Below are 19,679 nucleotides of genomic sequence, written 5' to 3' on the forward strand. Positions count from 1 at the left end.
GCACGGGCACCGCACGACACGGCGCTGGGCCGACGAGCGCCAGCGAGGAGGACCAGTGACCACGCCCCAGCCCGCGCCCGCCGCCGTCCCGGCGGTGCCCGGCCCCCACACCCCGCCGGACGCGGTCCACTGCGTCATCGACGGCTTCGACGTCGCCGTGCCCAAGGGCACGCTGATCATCCGGGCCGCCGAGATGATCGGCGTCCAGATCCCGCGGTTCTGCGACCACCCGCTGCTGGAGCCGGTCGGCGCCTGCCGGCAGTGCCTGGTCGAGGTGGAGGGCCAGCGCAAGCCGGTGGCCTCCTGCACGATGCCGGTCACCGACGGCATGGTGGTGAAGACCCAGCTCACCAGCCCGGTCGCGGACAAGGCGCAGCAGGGCACGATGGAGCTGCTGCTGATCAACCACCCGCTGGACTGCCCGGTCTGCGACAAGGGCGGGGAGTGCCCCCTGCAGAACCAGGCGATGACCAACGGGCGCACCGAGAGCCGGTTCGTCGACGTCAAGCGGACCTATCCCAAGCCCCTGCCGATCAGCAGCCAGGTCCTGCTCGACCGGGAGCGCTGCGTCCTCTGCGCCCGCTGCACCCGGTTCTCCCAGCAGGTCGCCGGTGACCCGTTCATCGAACTGTTCGAGCGTGGCGCGCTGGAGCAGGTGGCGATCTACGAGGACGAGCCCTTCTCCTCCTACTTCTCCGGCAACACCACCCAGATCTGTCCGGTCGGCGCGCTGACCAGCGCCCAGTACCGGTTCCGGTCCCGGCCGTTCGACCTGCGCAGCGAGCCCAGCGCCTGCGAGCACTGCGCCTCGGGCTGCGCCCAGCGCACCGACTACCGCCGTGGCCGGGTGCTGCGCCGGCTGGCGGGGGAGGACCCGGCGGTCAACGAGGAGTGGAACTGCGACAAGGGCCGCTTCGCGTTCCGCTACGCCACCTCCAACGACCGGCTGACCACGCCCCTGGTCCGCCGCGACGGCGTGCTGCAGCCGGCGTCCTGGCCGGAGGCGTGGGCCGCGGCCGCCGAGGGGCTGCGCGCCGCGCGGGACGCCGGCGGGGTCGGCGTCCTGCCCGGCGGCCGGCTGACCGTCGAGGACGCCTACGCCTACGCCAAGTTCGCCCGGGTCGCGCTGGGGACCAACGACGTCGACGCCCGGGCCCGCGCCCACTCGGCGGAGGAGCTGGCCTTCCTCGCCGCGCACGTCGCCGGGACCGGCCCCTCCAACGGTGCGGTCACCTACGCCGACCTCGCCGAGGCGCCCGCGGTGCTGCTGGCCGGGTTCGAGCCCGAGGAGGAGTCGCCCATCGTCTTCCTGCGGCTGCGCCGGGCGGTGCGCACCCGGGAGCTGCGGGTGTTCGACCTCGCCCCGTTCGTGACGCGCGCCGCGGAGAAGCTGCAGGCGACCGTGCTCGCCACCCTGCCCGGCACCGAGGCCCGGTCCCTGGCGGCGCTGGCGGAGGGCACGTGGGGTGGCCCCGCGGTCGAGGCGATCCGCCAGCCCGGCGCCGTCGTGCTCGCCGGCGAGCGGCTGGCCGAGGTCCCCGGCGCGTTCTCCGCGCTGGACGCCCTCGCCCGCGCCACCGGCGCCCGCGTGGCCTGGGTGCCGCGCCGGGCGGGGGAGCGCGGGGCGGTCGAGGCCGGCGCGCTGCCGACGCTGCTGCCCGGTGGACGGCCGGTCACCGACGCGGGCGCCCGCGCGCAGGTCGCCGCAGCCTGGGGCGTCGCCGACCTGCCGGCCACGCCCGGCCGCGACACGAACGGCATCCTCGCGGCGGTCACCCACGGGCAGCTGAGCGGGCTCCTGGTCGGCGGGGTCGACCCGGCCGACCTGCCCGACCCGCGGCTGGCCGAGGCGGCGCTGGCCGACGCGGACTTCGTGGTCAGCCTGGAGATGTTCCCCAGCGCGGTCACCGAGCACGCCGACGTCGTCCTCCCCGTCGCCGCCGCTCCGGAGAAGGCCGGCGGGTACCTGGACTGGGAGGGCCGGCTGCGCTCCTTCGACGCCACGCTGCACGGCACCGGGCAGCTGCCCGACGGCCGGGTCCTGCAGGGGCTGGCCGACGAGCTCGACGTCGACCTGCGGCTGCCCGCGCCCGAGGCGGCCCGCGCCGAGCTCGCCGCGCTGGGCGCCGTCGCCGTCCGGCCCGAGGTCACCGGCCTGGACGTCGCCCCGCCGGCCGACCCGCCGCTGGCCGAGGACGAGGCGGTGCTGGCCTCCTGGCGGCAGCTGCTCGACGTCGGCACGCTGCAGCGCGACGAGCCCGAGCTCGCCGGGACGGCCCGGCCGCCGGTGGCCCGGCTCGGCAAGGACGCCGCCCGCCGGCTGGGCCTGGCCGACGGCGACCGGGTCACCGTCTGCGGCGCGATGGGCGAGGTCAGCCTGCCGGTCCAGGTCACCGAGATGCCCGACCAGGTGGTCTGGCTGCCGATGCGCTCGCCCGGCAGCGAGATCCGGACCTCACTCGGCACGCCGCCCGGCGGCGTCGTCCGACTCGTCGCGGGAGGCCTCGCGTGACCCTGCTCGCCGCCATGCCCTCGTCGCTCGCGGCGGAGAACCAGCCGACGCTCGAGGACTTCGGGCACGACGTCTGGTGGATCGTCCTCATCAAGATCGTCGGCGTCTTCGTCGTCCTGGTGCTGATGACGCTGTTCGCGATCGTCTTCGAGCGCAAGGTCGTCGCCCGGATGCAGCAGCGGATCGGCCCCAACCGGGTCGGGCCCCGCGGCTACCTGCAGAGCCTCGCCGACGGGCTGAAGCTGGCGTTCAAGGAAGACATCATGCCGGCGCTCGCGGACAAGCCGGTCTACTTCCTGGCGCCGGTCATCGCCGCGATCCCGGCCTTCCTGGCCTTCTCGGTGATCCCCCTGGGCCCGACGGTGAGCATCTTCGGCCAGCGCACCCCGCTGCAGCTGACCGACGCCCCCATCGGCGTGCTCGTGGTGCTGGCCTGCTCGGCGATGGGCGTCTACGGGATCGTGCTGGCCGGCTGGGCGTCGGGCTCGACCTACCCGCTGCTGGGCAGCCTGCGCAGCGCGGCGCAGATGGTCAGCTACGAGATCGCGATGGGGCTCTCCATCGTCGCGGTGTTCCTCTACGCCGGCACGATGTCGACCTCGGAGATCGTCGCCGCGCAGGCCGACGGCACCCAGCTGTCGTTCTTCGGGCTGGAGTTCACCGGGCCCAGCTGGTTCGCGGTCCTGCTGCCGGTCTCGTTCGTGGTCTACGCCGTCGCGGTGGTCGGCGAGACCAACCGGGCGCCGTTCGACCTGCCGGAGGCCGAGAGCGAGCTCGTCGGCGGGTTCCACACCGAGTACTCGTCGCTGAAGTTCGCGCTGTTCTTCCTCGCCGAGTACATCAACATGGTCACCGTCTCCGCGCTGGCCGCGACGCTGTTCCTCGGCGGCTGGCGGGCGCCGTGGCCGCTGTCGATCTGGGACGGCGCCAACAGCGGCTGGTGGCCGCTGCTGTGGTTCTTCCTCAAGGTCGTCGTCGCGCTGTTCGTCTTCATCTGGCTGCGCGGCACGCTGCCCCGCCTCCGCTACGACCAGTTCATGCGCTTCGGCTGGAAGGTGCTGGTGCCCACGGCGCTGGTCTGGATCCTCGCCGTCGCGACCATGCGCACCGTGGCCCGCGAGGCCGAGCTGTCCTCCGGCGAGGTGGCGGTCTTCGTCGGCGTGCCCCTCGCGCTGCTCGTGCTCGCCGGGTTGCTCGTCGCCAGCCGGGTCAGCAACCGCGACACCCGGATCGCGGCCACCAAGGCGGCCGCCGGGTCGATCCACCCGACCGACGCCGAGCCGGAGGTGCTGCCCCCGGCCGGGGCGCGGCGCCGGCCGGCCGGCGGTCCCAGCCGCGCCGAGGGCGGCTTCCCGATCCCGCCGATGGACCTGGCCGTGCCGCCGTCACCGCGGCTGCGCAGCCGGGAGGCCGTCGCCGCCGGCGGCGTGGTGAGCACCGGACGGCGCGGCACACAGACCGCAGAGGAGGACGGCGATGCCTGAGCGGGACCCGTTCACGGAGGGCTCGGAGAAGGGCCTGGCGCAGGCTGCCCGCGGCGAGCTGGCCCGCCGCGACGACCAGGACGCCGGGCCGGTCAAGCGCTCCAGCCTGCTGCCCGGCCCGGCGCAGGGCTTCGGGGTCACCTTCGCGCAGATCTTCCGGAAGGTGACCACCGAGGAGTACCCCTACGAACCGAAGGTGACCAAGCCGCGCTACCACGGGCGGCACGTGCTCAACCGGCATCCCGACGGGCTGGAGAAGTGCGTCGGCTGCGAGCTGTGCGCCTGGGCGTGCCCCGCCGACGCCATCTACGTCGAGGGCGGGGACAACACCGAGGACGCGCGCTACTCGCCCGGTGAGCGGTACGGGCGCGTCTACCAGATCAACTACCTGCGCTGCATCTTCTGCGGGCTGTGCATCGAGGCGTGCCCCACTCGCTCGCTGACGATGAGCAACGACTTCGAGCTGGCCGACGACAACCGGCAGGACCTGATCTACACCAAGGAGCAGCTGATGGCACCGCTCCTGCCCGGGATGGAGGCCCCGCCGCACCCCATGCGGCTCGGGGACGACGAGAAGGACTACTACGTCCGGACGCCGGACGTCCCGGTCCCGCCGGCCGACCGCTCCGCCGGGGCGCGGGAGGACCAGCCGGTCCCCGGGGGCGCGGCGTGAACCCCGACGTGGTGATCGGCACCGGGGAGGCGGTCGTCTTCTGGGTCCTCGGCCCGATCGCGCTGGCCGGCGCGCTGGGCATGGTGCTCTCGCGCAACGCCGTCCACTCGGCGCTGTGGCTGGTGAACACGATGCTGGCGCTGGGCGTGTTCTACGTCGTCCAGGAGGCGCCGTTCCTCGGCGCGGTGCAGATCATCGTCTACACCGGCGCGATCATGATCCTGTTCCTGTTCGTCCTCATGCTCGTCGGCCGGGACTCCTCGGACTCGGTGGTGGAGACCCTCCGCGGGCAGCGGGTGGCCGCGATCGTGCTCGGCATCGGCTTCGCCGGGCTGGTCGGCGCGGGGATCGCCCGGGCCACCCAGGACCTCCCGATCACCGGCCTGGCGGCGGTGCAGGGCGGGGAGACCAGCAACATCGAGGCGATCGCCCAGCTGCTGTTCACCCGGTACCTGCTGGCGTTCGAGGTCACCAGCGCGCTGCTGATCACCGCCGCGGTCGGGGCCATGGTCCTGGCCCACATCGAGCGCGAGCCCGGCAGCCGCCGCACCCAGAAGGAGCTCTCGCGGGCCCGGTTCCTCACCGACCGGCCGCAGACCCTCCCCGGTCCCGGGGTGTACGCGCGGGCCAACTCCGTCGCCGCCCCCGCGCTGCTGCCCGATGGCCGGACGGCCGAGGACAGCCTCGCCACCGGGATCGATCCCCAGGAGGTCGAGCAGATGCCGCGTCCCACCGGCCGGGCCGAGCTCGGCAGCCCCGACGCGGCGCTCGGGGACGTCGACGGCGTGCGCGGAGGGGACCAGCGATGAGTCTCGCGCACTACCTGGTGCTGGCCGCGATCCTGTTCACCATCGGCGCGGTCGGCGTGCTGGTGCGGCGCAACGCGATCGTCGTCTTCATGTGCATCGAGCTGATGCTCAACTCGGTGAACCTCACGCTGGTCACCTTCGCCCGGGCCAGCGGCACCGTCGACGGCCAGATCATGGCGTTCTTCGTCATGGTCGTCGCCGCCGCGGAGGTCGTCGTCGGCCTGGCGATCATCATGTCGATCTACCGGACCCGCCGGTCGGCGTCGGTCGACGACGCCAACCTGCTCAAGTACTGAGAACGGGGATCCGGGGATGGACACCGTGCCCGCCGACGGGCTGCTCGCCGCCTCCTGGCTGCTGATCGCGCTGCCCCTGGCCGGCGCCGCCGTGCTGCTGCTGGGTGGACGCCGCACCGACCGCTGGGGCCACCTGCTCGGCGTGGCCACCGTGGTCGTGGCCTTCGTCATCGGGCTGGTCTGCACCTTCCAGCTCGACGGGCGGTCGGTGAGCGTCGACCTGTTCACCTTCGTCGCGACCGGCTCGCTCGACGTGCAGGCCGGGCTGCTCTACGACCCGCTGTCGGCGGTGTTCGTCCTGCTGATCACCGGCGTGGGCGCGCTCATCCACGTCTACTCGGTGGGCTACATGGCCCACGACCCCGGCCGGCGCCGGTTCTTCGCCTACCTCAACCTCTTCGTCGCGGCGATGCTGCTGCTCGTCCTCGGCAACAACTTCGTGATGCTCTACGTGGGCTGGGAGGGCGTCGGCCTGGCGTCCTACCTGCTCATCGCCTTCTGGTACACCCGCCCGTCGGCGGCCACCGCCGCGAAGAAGGCGTTCATCATGAACCGGGTCGGGGACGTCGGGCTGGCGCTGGCGATCTTCCTGATGTTCGCGCAGCTGGGCACCGTCACCTACGAGGGCGTCTTCAGCGCGGTCGGCACGCTGGCCGGCGGCACGGTCACCGCCCTGGGGCTGCTGCTCCTGCTCGGGGCCTGCGGCAAGTCCGGCCAGTTCCCGCTGCAGGCGTGGCTCCCGGACGCGATGGAGGGCCCGACCCCGGTCTCCGCGCTGATCCACGCCGCGACCATGGTCACCGCCGGCGTCTACCTCATCGCCCGCGCCGCCCCGATCTACGACGAGACGGCGACCGCCCGGGCCGTCGTCCTCGCCGTCGGGGCGATCACGCTGACCATCGGCGCGATCGCCGGCTGCGCGCAGGACGACATCAAGAAGGTGCTGGCCTACTCCACGGTCAGCCAGATCGGCTACATGTTCCTGGCCGTCGGGCTGGGGCCGGTCGGCTACGTCGCGGGCCTCGCGCACCTGCTCACCCACGGCTTCTTCAAGGCCGGGCTGTTCCTCGGCGCCGGGTCGGTCATGCACGCGATGGACGACTCCGTGGACATGCGCCGCTTCGGCGGGCTGGCCACGCGGATGCGCACCACCTTCGTGACCTTCGGGCTGGGCTACCTGGCCCTCATCGGCTTCCCGTTCCTGTCCGGCTTCTACACCAAGGACGCGATCATCGAGGCCGCGTTCGACCGCGGCGACGGCTGGGGCTACCTGCTCGGCACGCTGGCGATCCTGGCGGCCGGGCTGACCGCCTTCTACATGACCCGGCTGATGCTCATGACCTTCTTCGGGCGGCCGCGCTGGGAGGAGGGCGTCCACCCGCACGAGGCGCCGCCGGTCATGACGGTGCCGATGGTGCTGCTGGCCGTCGGCTCGGTGGTCGCCGGGTTCCTGCTGGTCGTGGCCTTCCCGCTGGAGGAGTGGTTCACGCCGGTGTTCGGCGAGCCGGAGGCCGCCGAGCACGTGGTCGCGCCGCTGCTGGTGAGCGTGCTGGTGACGCTGGTGATGCTGCTCGGGGTGGGCGCCGCGTGGCTGTTCGTGGGCCGCCGCGAGGTCCCGGTGACCGCTCCGGCCCGGGTCTCCCTCCCGGTCCGGGCCGCGCGCCGCGCGCTGTACGCCGACACGGTCAACGAGTCCCTGTTCATGCGGCCCGGACAGTGGCTGACCCGGGCGCTGGTGTTCGTCGACAACCGCGGCGTGGACGGCGCGGTCAACGGGCTGGCCGCGACGCTGGGCGGCTCCTCGTCCCGGCTGGGCCGCACGCAGACCGGCTTCGTGCGCTCCTACGCGCTGTCCATGCTCGGCGGCGCCGTCGTCGTCGCCGGGGCGCTGCTGGCGGTGACGGCGGGATGACCCGAGCGACGACGAACGAGAGGGGTCCCCGACCGTGACCGACTTCCCGTGGCTGCTGGCGATGATCGTCGTCCCGGCGGCCGGAGCGGCCGTGGTCGCCGCCCTGCCCAGGGGCCGTGACGACCTCGCCAAGCAGCTCGCCCTCGGCGTCAGCGCCGTCGTCCTGCTGCTGGCCGTGCTCGCCACGGTCGCCTTCGACACCGGCGGCGAGCGGTTCCAGCTGACCACGTCGGTGTCCTGGATCCCGGACTTCGGGGTGGACTTCGCCCTCGGCGTCGACGGCATCGCGCTGGTCATGCTGCTGCTCATCGGCGTCCTGGTGCCGGTGGTCGTGGTCGCCTCCTGGCGGGACACCCCCGCCGGCCGCCGCTCGATGCGCGCCTTCTTCGCCTGGCTGCTGCTGCTCGAGGCGATGATGGTCGGCGTCTTCGCCGCAACCGACGTCTTCCTCTTCTACGTCTTCTTCGAGGCGATGCTCGTCCCGATGTACTTCCTGATCGGCAGCTTCGGCGGCCCGCGACGGCAGTACGCGGCGGTCAAGTTCTTCCTCTACAGCCTGGTCGGCGGGCTGGTCATGCTGGCCGCAGTCATCGGGCTGTACGTGGTGAGCAACAGCGAGCTGGGGCAGGGGACGTTCGCCTTCGACGCGCTGCGGCAGATCGACATCGACCCGGGTGTGCAGAAGCTGCTGTTCCTCGGCTTCTTCGTCGCCTTCGCGATCAAGGCGCCGCTGGTGCCCTTCCACACCTGGCTGCCCGACTCCGGTGCCGAGGCGCCGATCGGCGGTGCGGTGCTGCTGGTGGGCGTCCTGGACAAGGTCGGCACGTTCGGGTTCATCCGCTACTGCCTGCCGCTGTTCCCGGACGCCTCCCGCGACCTCGCCCCGTACGTGCTCGTCCTCGCCGTCGCCGGGATCCTCTACGCCGCACTCCTGGCGATGGGGCAGTCGGACATGAAGCGGCTGGTGTCCTACACCTCGATCGCACACTTCGGCTTCATCGCGCTGGGCATCTTCGCCTTCACGACCGAGGCGGCCACCGGCGCGGTGCTCTACATGGTCAACCACGGCATCGCGACGGGCCTGCTCTTCCTCGTCGTCGGGATGCTCATCGCGCGCGGCGGCAGCCGGCAGGTCGGGGACTACGGCGGCGTCGCCGCCCAGGCCCCGTTGCTGGCCGGCGTCTTCCTCGTGGCGGGGCTCGCCTCGCTGGCCCTGCCGGGCACCAACAGCTTCGTCAGCGAGTTCCTCGTGCTGATCGGGTCCTTCCCGGAGGTGCCGGTCTACACGGTCCTCGCCACCGTCGGGATCATCCTGGCCGCGCTCTACGTCCTGCTGGTGTACCAGCGCACCATGCACGGCCCGCCCCGTGGCGTGCTGCTGGAGACCGCAGAGGGGACGGCGGACGGGGGGACGTCGTCGGCAGCGGTGACCCCGGCGGACGGCGGCACCGCGACCCTGACCGCGCCGGCCCCGGCGCCGGCACGACTGCGGGTGCACGACCTGTCCCGCCGGGAGCTGGCCGTCGCCGCGCCGATGGTCGCGCTGGTCATCGCGCTGGGGGTCTACCCGCAGCCGCTGCTGGACCTGATCGAGCCCGCGGTCGCCGCGACGATGACCGACGTCGGCGCCGACCCCGCCGGCGTGCAGCCGGCCGCGGCCCCGGCCGCCGACGACACTGCCGGGGGGAACTGATGCTGGTCAGCGCGGTCGACGCGATCGAGGCGCCGAGCCTGTCGCTGGGGGCCCTGGCGCCGCTGGCGATCGTGCTCGGGGCCGCGTGCGTCGGCGTCATCGTCGAGGCCTTCGCCCCGCGGGAGAGCCGGCACCCGGTGCAGGTCGCCGTCGCCCTCGTCGGCACCCTCGGCGGGCTGGTCACCAGCCTGCTGCTGGCGGGGGAGCGGACGGTCACCGCCGGTGGCGCGCTCGCCGTCGACGGCCCGGCGGTCTTCCTCCAGGCGACCATCGCCGGGCTCGGGGCGCTGTCGGTCCTGCTGTTCGCCGAGCGCTCCCTGGACCCCGCCCGGTCGGCGTTCGTCGCGGCCGCCGCGGTGCCCGCGGGCAGCCCCCGCGACCGGGAGCTGATGACCGCACCGCGGGTGCAGACCGAGGTCTACCCGCTGGCCCTGTTCGCGATCGGCGGCATGATGCTGTTCGTCGCGGCCAACGACCTGCTGGTCATGTTCGTCGCCCTCGAGGTGCTCAGCCTGCCGCTGTACCTGATCAGCGGGCTGGCCCGCCGCCGCCGGCTGCTCTCCCAGGAGGCGGCGGTCAAGTACTTCCTGCTCGGGTCGTTCGCCTCGGCGTTCTTCCTCTACGGCGTGGCCCTGGTCTACGGCGCCACCGGCAGCGTCCGGCTCTCCGACGTCCGGTCGGCCGCCGCGGTCGGGGGCAGCGACGTGCTCCTGGTCCTCGGCCTGGCGCTGCTGGTGGTCGGGCTGATGTTCAAGGCCAGCGTGGCGCCGTTCCACTCCTGGACGCCGGACGTCTACCAGGGCGCCCCGACGCCGGTGACCGCCTTCATGGCCGCCTGCACCAAGGTCGCCGCGTTCGGGGCCATCCTGCGGCTGCTCTACGTCGCCTTCGGCACCAGCGAGTGGACCTGGCGGCCCCTGGTCTACGGCATCGCGATCGTGTCGATGGTGGTCGGCGCCGTGCTCGGCCTCACCCAGACCGACCTCAAGCGGATGCTGGCGTACTCCTCGATCGCGCACGCGGGGTTCCTGCTCACCGGCGTCATCGGGCTCGGCGGCGGCGCGGACGGCTCCGGTTCGGGGGTCCCGGGCACGATGTTCTACCTGCTGGCCTACGGGCTGACCACGCTCGGCGCCTTCGCGGTGCTCACGCTCGTCCGGGACGGCGACGGGGAGGCCACGCACCTGGCCAAGTGGGCCGGCCTGGCCCGGCGCTCGCCGCTGACCGCGGCGGTCATGGCCCTGTTCCTCCTGGCGCTGGCGGGGATCCCGCTCACGAGCGGCTTCACCGGCAAGTTCGCGGTGTTCCGGGCCGCCATCGACGACGGCGCGTGGCCGCTGGTGGTCGTGGCGCTGCTGGCCAGCGCGGTGGCGGCCTTCTTCTACCTGCGGGTCATCGTGCTCATGTACTTCTCCGAGCCCGCCGCCGACGGCCCGACCGTCGGTGTGCCCGGCCTGCCCACCACGATCGTGCTCGCCGTGACCGTGGCCGCCACCCTCGTGCTGGGGATCGTCCCCGGGGCGGTGCTCGACCTGGCCGAGAAGGCGGCTATCTTCGTCGGTTGATGACCGGAGCCAGCGCCGCCGTCGACGGGGACACCCCGGTCGAGACCTGGCAGCGGATCTCGACGCCCGCCTCGACGATGGGCCCGTGGTTGCCCGAGGGGGATCTCGGCCCGCGCCTCGCCGAGGGGCTGGCCCGCGTCGAGGAGGCGCTGCGGACCGCGGTCACCAGCGAGCACGCGTTCATCTCGGAGGCGGCCGGGCACCTGGTCGCCGCGGGCGGGAAACGCTTCCGGCCGCTGCTGGCGCTGCTGGCCGCCGAGCTCGGGGACCCGCACGCCCCCGGGGTGACCGAGGCCGCGGTGGTCTGCGAGCTGACCCACCTGGCGACGCTCTACCACGACGACGTCATGGACGAGGCCGCCGTCCGCCGGGGGGCGCCCAGCGCCAACAGCCGGTGGTCCAACAGCATCGCCATCCTGACCGGCGACCTCCTCTTCGCCCGCGCCTCGGATCTGCTGGCCGACCTGGGCCCCGAGGCGGTGCGCATCCAGGCGCGCACCTTCGAGCGGCTGGTCACCGGCCAGATCCTGGAGACCGTCGGGCCGCGTCCCGGGGCCGACCCGGTCGCCCACCACCTGCAGGTGCTGGCCGACAAGACCGGCTCGCTGGTGGCCACCTCGGCGCGCTTCGGCGCCTCCTTCGCGGGGGTGGGGGAGGACCTCGTCGCCGCGCTGACCGCCTTCGCCGAGGAGGTCGGGGTCGCCTTCCAGCTCTCCGACGACCTGCTCGACATCGTCAGCCAGGACGGCGCCTCGGGGAAGTCGCCCGGGACCGACCTGCGCGAGGGCATCGCCACCCTGCCGGCGCTGTTCGCCCTGGCCGGGGACGACCCGGCCGAGCAGCGGCTGCGGGACCTCGTCTCCCGGCCGATCACCGACGACGCCGAGCACGCCGAGGCGCTGACCCTGCTGCGCTCGTCGGCAGGTCTGGTGCGGGCCACCGAGGTGCTGCGGGAGTACGCCGACCGGGCCCGGGCGCGGCTGTCCGCCGTCCCCCAGGGGCCGGTCCGCGACGCGCTCAGCGCCCTGTGCGACTACGTCGTCACGCGCACCAGCTGAGCGTCGTGGGCATGCTGGGCGGGTGCGCGCCCGCCTGATCTGCCTGGTCACCGTCGCGGCGCTGCTGGCCGCCTGTACCGGCGACCCGGCCCAGGCCCCCGGCCCGCCCTCCCGGACGACGGCTCCGCCGCCGGACAGCAGCGCCCCTCCGCCGCCGACGACTCCCCCGCCGGTCGTCCCGGCTCTCGACGTCACGGTCGTCGCCGACGGCCTGGACCACCCGTGGGACCTCGCGCAGGCCCCCGACGGGACGCTGCTGGCCGACGAGAGGGGCGGCGGGCTCACCGCGGTCCTGCCCGACGGGACCGTCCAGGAGGTCGAGGCCGACTTCTCCGACCTGTTCGCCCGCGGGGAGACCGGCCTGATGGGGCTGGTCCTCGACCCGGGGTTCGCGGGCAACCGGCGCTTCTACACCTGCCAGGGGCGCCAGGACGGCGGCGAGCCGGCCGTCGCGGTCGTGGCCTGGACCGTGGACGCCGGCTGGCGCAGCGCCACCCGGGTCGCCGATCCGCTGCTCGGCGGCATCCCGGTCAACGAGCGCATCGGCCGGCACGGCGGCTGCCGGTTGCGCTTCGACCAGACCGGCGCACTGCTCGTCGGCACCGGCGACACCGCCGACCCCTCGCGCGCCCAGGACCTGGGCACGACCGCCGGCAAGGTGCTGCGCATCGACCCGGCCACCGGAGGGCCGGCCCCGGGCAACCCGTTCGCCGGCCGCCCGGGCGCCGAGGCCCGGGTGTGGACCTACGGGCACCGCAACGTCCAGGGGCTGGCCGTGCGCCCGGGCTCGGGTCAGGTCTACGCCGCCGAGCACGGCCCCGACCGGGACGACGAGGTCACCCTGCTGCGGCGCGGGGGCAACGGCGGGTTCGCGCCGCAGGGGCCCGGCTACGGCGAGTTCGTCCCCATGACCGACCCCACCCTGCCCGACGTCCTGCCGGCCACCTGGGCCTCCGGGGACCCGACCATCGCCTCCTCCGGCGCCACCTTCCTCGACGGCGACCGCTGGCAGGCCTACGAGGGGCTGCTGCTGCTCGGCGTCCTCAAGGGGCGGGGCGTCCTGGCGCTGCGGGTGGCCGAGGACGGCGCGCTGCTCGAGCAGCTCCGGCTGCCCGAGCTCGAGGGCACCCACGGCCGGATCCGCACCGTCCAGCTGGGCGTCGACGGCCTGCTGTACGTCACGACCGACAACGGGAACGGGAGCGACCAGATACTGCGGGTCATGCCTCGCCCGTGACCCCGAGACGGATACCGAGAGTTCCAGATCACGGGGTTGTGACGATCGTCATGAATTCGTAAAGGTGGCCCGCGTCAGAGGTCCACGGCCGCCTCGCGGCCGCGCACAAAGGGGAATCTCCATGCGCCGCTCCCGCCTGCTGCTCGCTCTGCCCGCCGCCACGGCACTGGTGTTCACCGGCGCCGCGCCCGCCTGGGCCGGCGGTGGCGACGGACACCACAACGGCGACGACGCCTGGGCCAAGGTCGTCGAGATCAACGACGAGGCCGAACTCGGCGACGACGGCGACGAGCTCGACGTCACGTTCACGTACAAGTGCGAGGACGACGACGACGACGACGACATCACGGCCGACGTGACCGCCGAGAAGGACGACATCAAATACGAGGCGGAGGACGTCAAGCTCGACTGCGACGGCGAGGAGAACGAGAAGACCGTCACGCTGGAGAAGAAGGACGAGGCCGCAGAGGAGGGTGACTGGGTCGAGGTCACGGTCACCATCAGCGACGGCGACGACGAGCTCGACGAGGAGTCCGAGTGGGTCGAGGTCGTGGACGAGGACAACGGTGACGACAACGGTCACCGCGACGGCGACAAGGACCACCACAAGGACCACCACTGAGCCCAGCGCCCTGAGGGGCTGACCTCCACAACGACGAGGGGCGCCCGGGAACCACAGGTTCCCGGGCGCCCCTCGGCCGTTCAGGCGCGGACCGTCAGGCGCTGACCGAGCCCACGGGTCGGCTTCCGCGGCCCGGTCCGCTCCTCGCTCGCAGACCTCGCTGCGATGCTCCCGGCCCTGTCAGCCGACGGTCCAGGTGTCGCCGCCGGCCAGGAGGGCGTGGAGGTCGGCCGGGGACTGCGTCCGGGCCTCCTCGACCTGGTCGGCCATCATCCGGTCGTAGGTCGGCTTCTGCACCGCCCGGAAGACGCCCATCGGGGTGTAGCGGAGGTCCTGGCCGGACAGCCGCGACAGCGCGAAGGCGTAGGACGGGTCCTGACGCGTGACGTCGTGGACGACGATGTCCTCCGCGGCCACCTGGTTGGTCTCGGCGATCCGCAGCCCGCCGAACTCGTCGCGGACCACGCACGAGGCGCCGTCCGGGCCGAACACCAGCGGCTTGCCGTGCTCCAGCGGGATCGACCACTGCGTCCCGGTGGTCGGGTCCTTGAGCAGGTCGAAGGCGCCGTCGTTGAAGATGTTGCAGTTCTGGTAGATCTCCACCAGCGCCGTGCCCTGGTGCTCCGCGGCCTGCCGCAGCACGTCGGTGAGACCCTTGCGGTCGGAGTCCATCGCCCGCCCGACGAAGGTCGCGTCGGCCCCGAGGGCCAGCGACACCGGATTGAACGGGTGGTCCAGCGACCCCATCGGCGTGGACTTCGTGATCTTGCCGACCTCGCTGGTGGGCGAGTACTGGCCCTTCGTGAGCCCGTAGATCCGGTTGTTGAACAGCAGGATCTTCAGGTTCACGTTGCGGCGCAGCGTGTGGATCAGGTGGTTGCCGCCGATCGACAGCGCGTCGCCGTCCCCGGTCACGACCCAGACCGACAGGTCCGGGCGGGACGCGGCCAGGCCGGTGGCGATCGCCGGGGCGCGGCCGTGGATGGAGTGCATCCCGTAGGTGTTCATGTAGTACGGGAAGCGGGACGAGCAGCCGATGCCCGAGACGATGACCATGTCCTCGCGCGCGATGCCGAGGCTGGGCAGGAAGCTCTGGACGGCGTTGAGGATGACGTAGTCACCGCAGCCGGGGCACCAGCGGACCTCCTGGTCGGTCTTGAAGTCCTTGGCCTTCAGCGCGGTCTGCTTCTCGCCCTGGCTCTCCAGGGAGCGGGCGATCGCGTCGGCGATGGGACCGTCGGCCGGCATGCCGAGGTCGATGGTGGTCACTGGGTGCCTCCGGTGGTGGAGTCGATGACGTCCTGGACCACCGCGGCGAGCTCGGCGGCCCGGAAGGGCAGCCCGCGCACCTGCGTGTGGCTCTGGACGTCGACGAGGTACTTGGCGCGCAGCAGCAGGGCCAGCTGCCCGAGGTTCATCTCCGGGCAGACCACCCGGTCGTAGCGGCGCAGGACGTCGCCGAGGTCGGCGGGCATCGGGTTGAGGTGGCGCAGGTGGATCTGCGCGACCGAGCGCCCGGAACTGCGGATCCGGCGGCAGGCGGCGCCGATCGGACCGTAGGTGGAGCCCCAGCCGATGACGGCGACACGGGCGTCACCGTCCGGGTCGTCGACCTCGGTGGGCGGCAGGGTCGCCGCGATGCCGTCGACCTTGGCCTGGCGCAGGCGGGTCATCAGGTCGTGGTTGGCCGGGTCGTAGGAGATGTTGCCGGTCTTGTCGGCCTTCTCCAGGCCACCGATCCGGTGCTGCATCCCCGCCGTGCCCGGGATCGCCCACGGCCGGGCGAGCGTCTCGGGGTCGCGCAGGTAGGGCAGGAAGGACCCGTCCTCGCCGTTGGGCTCGGTCGCGAACTCCACCCCCAGGTCCGGCAGCGCGTCGACGTCCGGGATCTGCCACGGCTCGGCACCGTTGGCGAGATAGCCGTCGGACAGCAGCATCACCGGCGTGCGGTAGATCAGCGCGATCCGGGCCGCCTCCAGCGCCGCGTCGAAGCAGTCGGCGGGCGAGCGCGGGGCGATCACCGGCAGCGGTGCCTCGCCGTTGCGGCCGAACATCGCCTGCAGCAGGTCCGACTGCTCGGTCTTGGTCGGCAGACCGGTGGAGGGCCCACCGCGCTGCACGTCGACGACGACCAGCGGCAGCTCGGTCATCACGGCCAGACCGATGGCCTCCGACTTCAGCGAGATCCCCGGCCCGGACGTCGTCGTGACGCCGAGCGCGCCGCCGAAGGAGGCGCCGATCGCGGAGGCCACGCCGGCGATCTCGTCCTCGGCCTGGAACGTGCGGACGCCGAAGGACTTGTGCCGGGACAGCTCGTGCAGGATGTCCGACGCCGGGGTGATCGGGTAGGCGCCCAGGAACACCGGCAGGCCCGACCGCTGGCCGGCGGCGACGATGCCGAGCGCCAGGGCCTGGTTGCCCGAGATGTTGCGGTAGCGGCCCGGTGCCATCGGCGCGGGCTTGATCTCGTAGGAGACCGCGAAGGCCTCCGTCGTCTCGCCGTAGTTGTAGCCGGCCCGGAACGCGGCGATGTTGGCCGCGGCGATCTCGGGCTTGCGGCGGAACTGCCGCTCGAGGAAGCGGATCGTCCCCTCGGTGGGCCGGTGGTACATCCAGCTCAGCAGGCCGAGGGTGAACATGTTCTTCGAGCGCTCGGCCTCCTTCTTGCCGAGGCCGGAGTCGGCGAGCGCGTCGAGGGTCATGCTCGTCAGCGGCACGCTGACCAGCTGCCAGCCGTCGAGGGAGCCGTCCTCGAGCGGGCTGGTCGCGTAGCCGACCTTGGCCAGGTTGCGCGGGGTGAACTCGTCGGAGTCGACGATCAGCAGCCCGCCGCCGGGCAGGTCGGAGAGGTTGGCCTTGAGCGCGGCCGGGTTCATCGCGACCAGGACGTCCGGGGCGTCGCCCGGGGTCATGATGTCGTGGTCGGCGAAGTGCAACTGGAAGGAACTGACGCCGGGCAGGGTCCCCGTCGGTGCGCGGATCTCGGCGGGGAAGTTGGGCAGCGTCGAGAGGTCGTTGCCGAACGACGCCGTCTCGCTGGTGAACCGGTTCCCGGTCAGCTGCATGCCGTCGCCGGAGTCGCCGGCCAGCCGGATGACGACCCGGTCCAGCTCGACGACGCTCTTGACGAAAGGCACCGTGCTCCCCGCCGTACCGGCGGTGTCGGGCGGGTTGGTCGTGGTCATGAGTGGTGCACCTCCACCGGCCGAGGTTACGTGTCCGTCACAACCCACGGTCGCGCTGCGGGGACGACGGTCGAGAGCGGCCGGGTCCCCCCGGCACCTGCATGGGACAACCGCGCGGCGACCGGTGCCATTCCGTGACCGTGCTCGCAGCAGGCCGCCGTCCACCACGGGGAACGGCGACCCCGGACGCTCCGTTGTCCGGACGTGCATCGCTGGAGCAACGGGCTCAAGACCGCGGTCCTCCTCGGTCTCATGGGCGGGCTCATCCTCGCCGCCGGTGCGTTGATCGGTGGACGGGGCGGCCTGTTCATCGCGCTCGTCGTCGCCCTGGCGGTCAACGGCTACGCGTACGTCAACAGCGACAAGCTCGCGCTGCGGGCGATGCGGGCCTTCCCGGTCACCGAGACGCAGGCCCCGGCGCTGTACGCGATGGTCCGGGAACTGGCGACCGAGGCCCGGCAGCCGATGCCCCGTCTCTACGTGAGCCCCACCGACCAGCCCAACGCGTTCGCGACCGGACGCAACCCGCGCAACGCCGCCGTCTGCGTCACCCAGGGCATCCTCGAGCTGCTCGACCGCCGGGAGCTGCGCGGCGTCCTCGCCCACGAGCTCTCGCACGTCTACAACCGCGACATCCTGATCAGCTCGGTGGCCGGCGCGATGGCGACGGTGATCACCTACCTCGCGCACATGGCGATGTTCGCGTCGCTGTTCGGCGGGCGGTCCGACGAGCGCGGCGGCGGCAACGCGCTGGGCAGCCTGCTGCTGGTCTTCCTGGGCCCGCTCGCGGCCGGGTTGGTGCAGATGGCGGTCAGCCGCAGCCGGGAGTACCAGGCCGACACCTCCGGGGCCGTCCTCTCGCACGACCCGCTGGCCCTGGCCTCGGCCCTGCGCAAGATCGAGCGAGGGGCGGCCGCCCGGCCGCTGCCGCAGGAGGACCGGCTGGTGACCCAGAGCCACCTGATGATCGCCAACCCGTTCCGGGGTCAGGGGCTGGCGTCGCTGTTCGCCACCCACCCGCCGATGCCGGAGCGCATCGCCCGGCTGGAGCAGCTGGCCCGGGAGCTCGGACGGGGCTGAGCGACCGGCGGGCGACCCGGCGTGCCGCGGCGCGTCACCCCAGGCGGTCGAGGACCTCCCGGAGGATGGGTGGGCCGAGCGGCACCACCTCCGGGACCGGCTGGAGCGCCCACGGCGGCGGCTCCGTGCCGGTGGCCTGCGCGGCCATCCGGGCGAACTGGCGCTCGAAGCCGGCGGGGGTGCACACGAGCAGGTAGCGCGCTGGATCGTCACGGCGGTTGGCCAGTGCGTGCGCGGCGTCGCGCGGGGCGAAGGCGAGCTGTCCCGCGGTCCGCACGAGGAGGACGTCGCCGACGCGGAAGACGAGCTCGCCCTCCAGGACACAGAAGGTCTCGTCGAAGTGGTGCCTGTGCAGCGGCGGTCCCGCGCTGCGCGCCGGGACGACGTTCTCCACGACGGAGACGTGGCCGCCGCTGTCCTCACCGCGCAGGAGGATGGTGCTGCGGAGGTCGGGGGGCATCGGGTTCCTCTCGATCTCGACGCGGCGGCGCGGTCGGGCGCCCGCGGGGTCGACGATCTCGACCGGGTGACGGACGCTGCCCCACTCCTCGGGCACGGTGCCGGGATGCTGCTCGTGAGCCTGCACGGGGTCCTCCTCTGCCGACGGTCACATCGCCGCGTCCGGCGACGTCACTGCACTGACGGACCCCGACGGGAGGATGTGACAGGTGAGCGAGGAGGCGGCACGAGCCGACCGGCTGGCCGAGCAGTTCGAGACGCACCGCGCACATCTGCGGGCGGTCGCGCGCCGGGTGCTCGGCTCCCCGGCCGAGGCCGACGACGCCGTCCAGGAGGCATGGCTGCGCCTGCAGGGCAACGGGTCCACCGGCGTGGACAACCTCGCCGGCTGGCTGACCACGGTCGTCGGCCGGGTGTGCCTCGACATGCTGCGCCGCCGGGGCGCGCGCCGCGAGGAGCCGTTGGAGCTGCACCGACCGGACCCCGAGGACGGGCCGGAGCCGGAACGCGAGGCGGTGCTGGCCGACTCCGTCGGCCTCGCGCTCCTCGTCGTGCTCGATGCGCTGACGCCGCCGGAGCGGCTCGCCTTCGTGCTGCACGACCTGTTCGCCGTCCCGTTCGAGGATGTCGCGGCCGTCCTCGACCGCAGCCCGGCCGCGGCGCGCCAGCTGGCCAGCCGTGCTCGGCGCCGGGTGCAGGGCGCGGCTCCGCACGCCGTCGGCCCGGCAGACGCGGCGCGCCGCCGGGAGGTGGTGCAGGCGTTCCTCGCCGCCTCGCGCGAGGGTGACTTCGCCCGACTGCTGGCCGTGCTCGACCCGCACGTCGTGTTCCGCGCCGACGCCCCCGTTGCCGCGCTCGGCGGGCTCACGCGACTGCGCGGCGGCGAGGCGGTCGCCCGGGCCTTCCTCGGCAAGGCCCAGGCCGCCCGCGCCGCGCTGCTCGATGGAGCCGCAGGCGCCGTGTTCACCACGGACGGCCGGCTGCGCGCGGCGCTGGACTTCGTCGTCACGGGCGGGCGGATCACCGCCGTCGAGGTCGTCTCCGACCCGGTCGTCCTGAACGCCCTCGACGTGGTGGTGCTCGAGACCTGAGTG

At 73.1% G+C, this 19,679-nt stretch carries 16 protein-coding genes; 13 read left to right on the forward strand and 3 right to left on the reverse strand.

Features of this window, described 5'->3' with window-relative positions; translation table 11 throughout:
• The first annotated feature begins 55 nt into the window (after positions 1-55).
• The 11 genes from ACI79C_RS00855 (at position 56) to ACI79C_RS00905 (ending at position 13,861) form a co-directional block, all read left to right on the forward strand.
• Complete coding sequence (locus ACI79C_RS00855) at positions 56-2,512, forward strand: NADH-quinone oxidoreductase subunit G (RefSeq protein WP_456943723.1); 2,457 nt, start codon at positions 56-58, stop codon at positions 2,510-2,512.
• Positions 2,509-3,996 (forward strand): NADH-quinone oxidoreductase subunit NuoH, encoded by a 1,488-nt coding sequence (gene nuoH / locus ACI79C_RS00860; protein WP_456943724.1) that lies wholly within the window; start codon positions 2,509-2,511, stop codon positions 3,994-3,996. Before ACI79C_RS00855 ends, nuoH begins: the two co-directional genes overlap by 4 nt.
• The gene (gene nuoI / locus ACI79C_RS00865) at positions 3,989-4,669 is read left to right on the forward strand and encodes an NADH-quinone oxidoreductase subunit NuoI (RefSeq protein WP_456943725.1); all 681 of its coding nucleotides are present in this window, start codon (positions 3,989-3,991) and stop codon (positions 4,667-4,669) included. Before nuoH ends, nuoI begins: the two co-directional genes overlap by 8 nt.
• Positions 4,666-5,478: an NADH-quinone oxidoreductase subunit J gene (locus ACI79C_RS00870; RefSeq protein ID WP_456943726.1), complete on the forward strand. Its 813-nt coding sequence runs from the start codon at positions 4,666-4,668 to the stop codon at positions 5,476-5,478. The genes nuoI and ACI79C_RS00870 overlap by 4 nt, the downstream gene beginning before the upstream one ends.
• Positions 5,475-5,774 carry an NADH-quinone oxidoreductase subunit NuoK gene (gene nuoK, locus ACI79C_RS00875; RefSeq protein WP_456943727.1) on the forward strand — a complete coding sequence of 100 codons (300 nt, stop codon included), beginning with the start codon at positions 5,475-5,477 and terminating at the stop codon, positions 5,772-5,774. The genes ACI79C_RS00870 and nuoK overlap by 4 nt, the downstream gene beginning before the upstream one ends.
• 16 nt (positions 5,775-5,790) lie before the next feature.
• Entirely contained in the window at positions 5,791-7,686 is a 1,896-nt protein-coding gene (nuoL, locus tag ACI79C_RS00880) for an NADH-quinone oxidoreductase subunit L (RefSeq protein ID WP_456943728.1), read from the forward strand.
• Positions 7,687-7,720: 34 nt separating this feature from the next.
• Complete coding sequence (locus tag ACI79C_RS00885; protein WP_456943729.1) at positions 7,721-9,379, forward strand: NADH-quinone oxidoreductase subunit M; 1,659 nt, start codon at positions 7,721-7,723, stop codon at positions 9,377-9,379.
• The gene (gene nuoN / locus ACI79C_RS00890) at positions 9,379-10,944 is read left to right on the forward strand and encodes an NADH-quinone oxidoreductase subunit NuoN (RefSeq protein WP_456943730.1); all 1,566 of its coding nucleotides are present in this window, start codon (positions 9,379-9,381) and stop codon (positions 10,942-10,944) included. The genes ACI79C_RS00885 and nuoN overlap by 1 nt, the downstream gene beginning before the upstream one ends.
• A complete protein-coding gene (locus ACI79C_RS00895; protein WP_456943731.1) occupies positions 10,944-12,002 on the forward strand; it encodes a polyprenyl synthetase family protein in 1,059 nt (352 codons plus the stop codon). Before nuoN ends, ACI79C_RS00895 begins: the two co-directional genes overlap by 1 nt.
• A 22-nt stretch (positions 12,003-12,024) precedes the next feature.
• Positions 12,025-13,239: a PQQ-dependent sugar dehydrogenase gene (locus ACI79C_RS00900; protein ID WP_456943732.1), complete on the forward strand. Its 1,215-nt coding sequence runs from the start codon at positions 12,025-12,027 to the stop codon at positions 13,237-13,239.
• A 121-nt stretch (positions 13,240-13,360) separates the two neighbouring features.
• Positions 13,361-13,861 (forward strand): hypothetical protein, encoded by a 501-nt coding sequence (locus tag ACI79C_RS00905; RefSeq protein ID WP_456943733.1) that lies wholly within the window; start codon positions 13,361-13,363, stop codon positions 13,859-13,861.
• 180 nt (positions 13,862-14,041) lie between these two features.
• On the opposite strand, the gene ACI79C_RS00910 is transcribed toward ACI79C_RS00905, so the two are convergent.
• On the reverse strand, positions 14,042-15,130 hold the full coding sequence (locus ACI79C_RS00910; protein ID WP_456943734.1) for a 2-oxoacid:ferredoxin oxidoreductase subunit beta: 1,089 nt from the start codon (positions 15,128-15,130) through the stop codon (positions 14,042-14,044).
• Entirely contained in the window at positions 15,127-17,046 is a 1,920-nt protein-coding gene (locus tag ACI79C_RS00915; RefSeq protein ID WP_456943735.1) for a 2-oxoacid:acceptor oxidoreductase subunit alpha, read from the reverse strand. The genes ACI79C_RS00910 and ACI79C_RS00915 overlap by 4 nt, the downstream gene beginning before the upstream one ends.
• Positions 17,047-17,250: 204 nt before the next feature.
• On the opposite strand from ACI79C_RS00915, the gene htpX reads away from it, so the two are divergent.
• Complete coding sequence (gene htpX, locus ACI79C_RS00920) at positions 17,251-18,126, forward strand: zinc metalloprotease HtpX (RefSeq protein ID WP_456943736.1); 876 nt, start codon at positions 17,251-17,253, stop codon at positions 18,124-18,126.
• Between the two features lie 34 nt (positions 18,127-18,160).
• On the opposite strand, the gene ACI79C_RS00925 is transcribed toward htpX, so the two are convergent.
• Positions 18,161-18,712 carry a cupin domain-containing protein gene (locus tag ACI79C_RS00925; RefSeq protein ID WP_456943737.1) on the reverse strand — a complete coding sequence of 184 codons (552 nt, stop codon included), beginning with the start codon at positions 18,710-18,712 and terminating at the stop codon, positions 18,161-18,163.
• A gap of 82 nt (positions 18,713-18,794) precedes the next feature.
• On the opposite strand from ACI79C_RS00925, the gene ACI79C_RS00930 reads away from it, so the two are divergent.
• On the forward strand, positions 18,795-19,676 hold the full coding sequence (locus ACI79C_RS00930) for a sigma-70 family RNA polymerase sigma factor (RefSeq protein WP_456943738.1): 882 nt from the start codon (positions 18,795-18,797) through the stop codon (positions 19,674-19,676).
• The last annotated feature ends 3 nt before the right edge of the window (positions 19,677-19,679 follow it).

This window comes from Geodermatophilus sp. SYSU D00697 (assembly GCF_054050175.1).

Excerpts from the sequence above, each read along its gene's own strand:
- nuoK (WP_456943727.1), top strand. The coding sequence starts at position 5,475 with ATGAGTCTCGCGCACTACCTGGTGCTGGCCGCGATCCTGTTCACCATC.
- ACI79C_RS00915 (WP_456943735.1), bottom strand. The coding sequence starts at position 17,046 with ATGACCACGACCAACCCGCCCGACACCGCCGGTACGGCGGGGAGCACG.
- nuoI (WP_456943725.1), top strand. The coding sequence starts at position 3,989 with ATGCCTGAGCGGGACCCGTTCACGGAGGGCTCGGAGAAGGGCCTGGCG.
- nuoL (WP_456943728.1), top strand. The coding sequence starts at position 5,791 with ATGGACACCGTGCCCGCCGACGGGCTGCTCGCCGCCTCCTGGCTGCTG.
- ACI79C_RS00895 (WP_456943731.1), top strand. The coding sequence starts at position 10,944 with ATGACCGGAGCCAGCGCCGCCGTCGACGGGGACACCCCGGTCGAGACC.
- ACI79C_RS00905 (WP_456943733.1), top strand. The coding sequence starts at position 13,361 with ATGCGCCGCTCCCGCCTGCTGCTCGCTCTGCCCGCCGCCACGGCACTG.
- nuoN (WP_456943730.1), top strand. The coding sequence starts at position 9,379 with ATGCTGGTCAGCGCGGTCGACGCGATCGAGGCGCCGAGCCTGTCGCTG.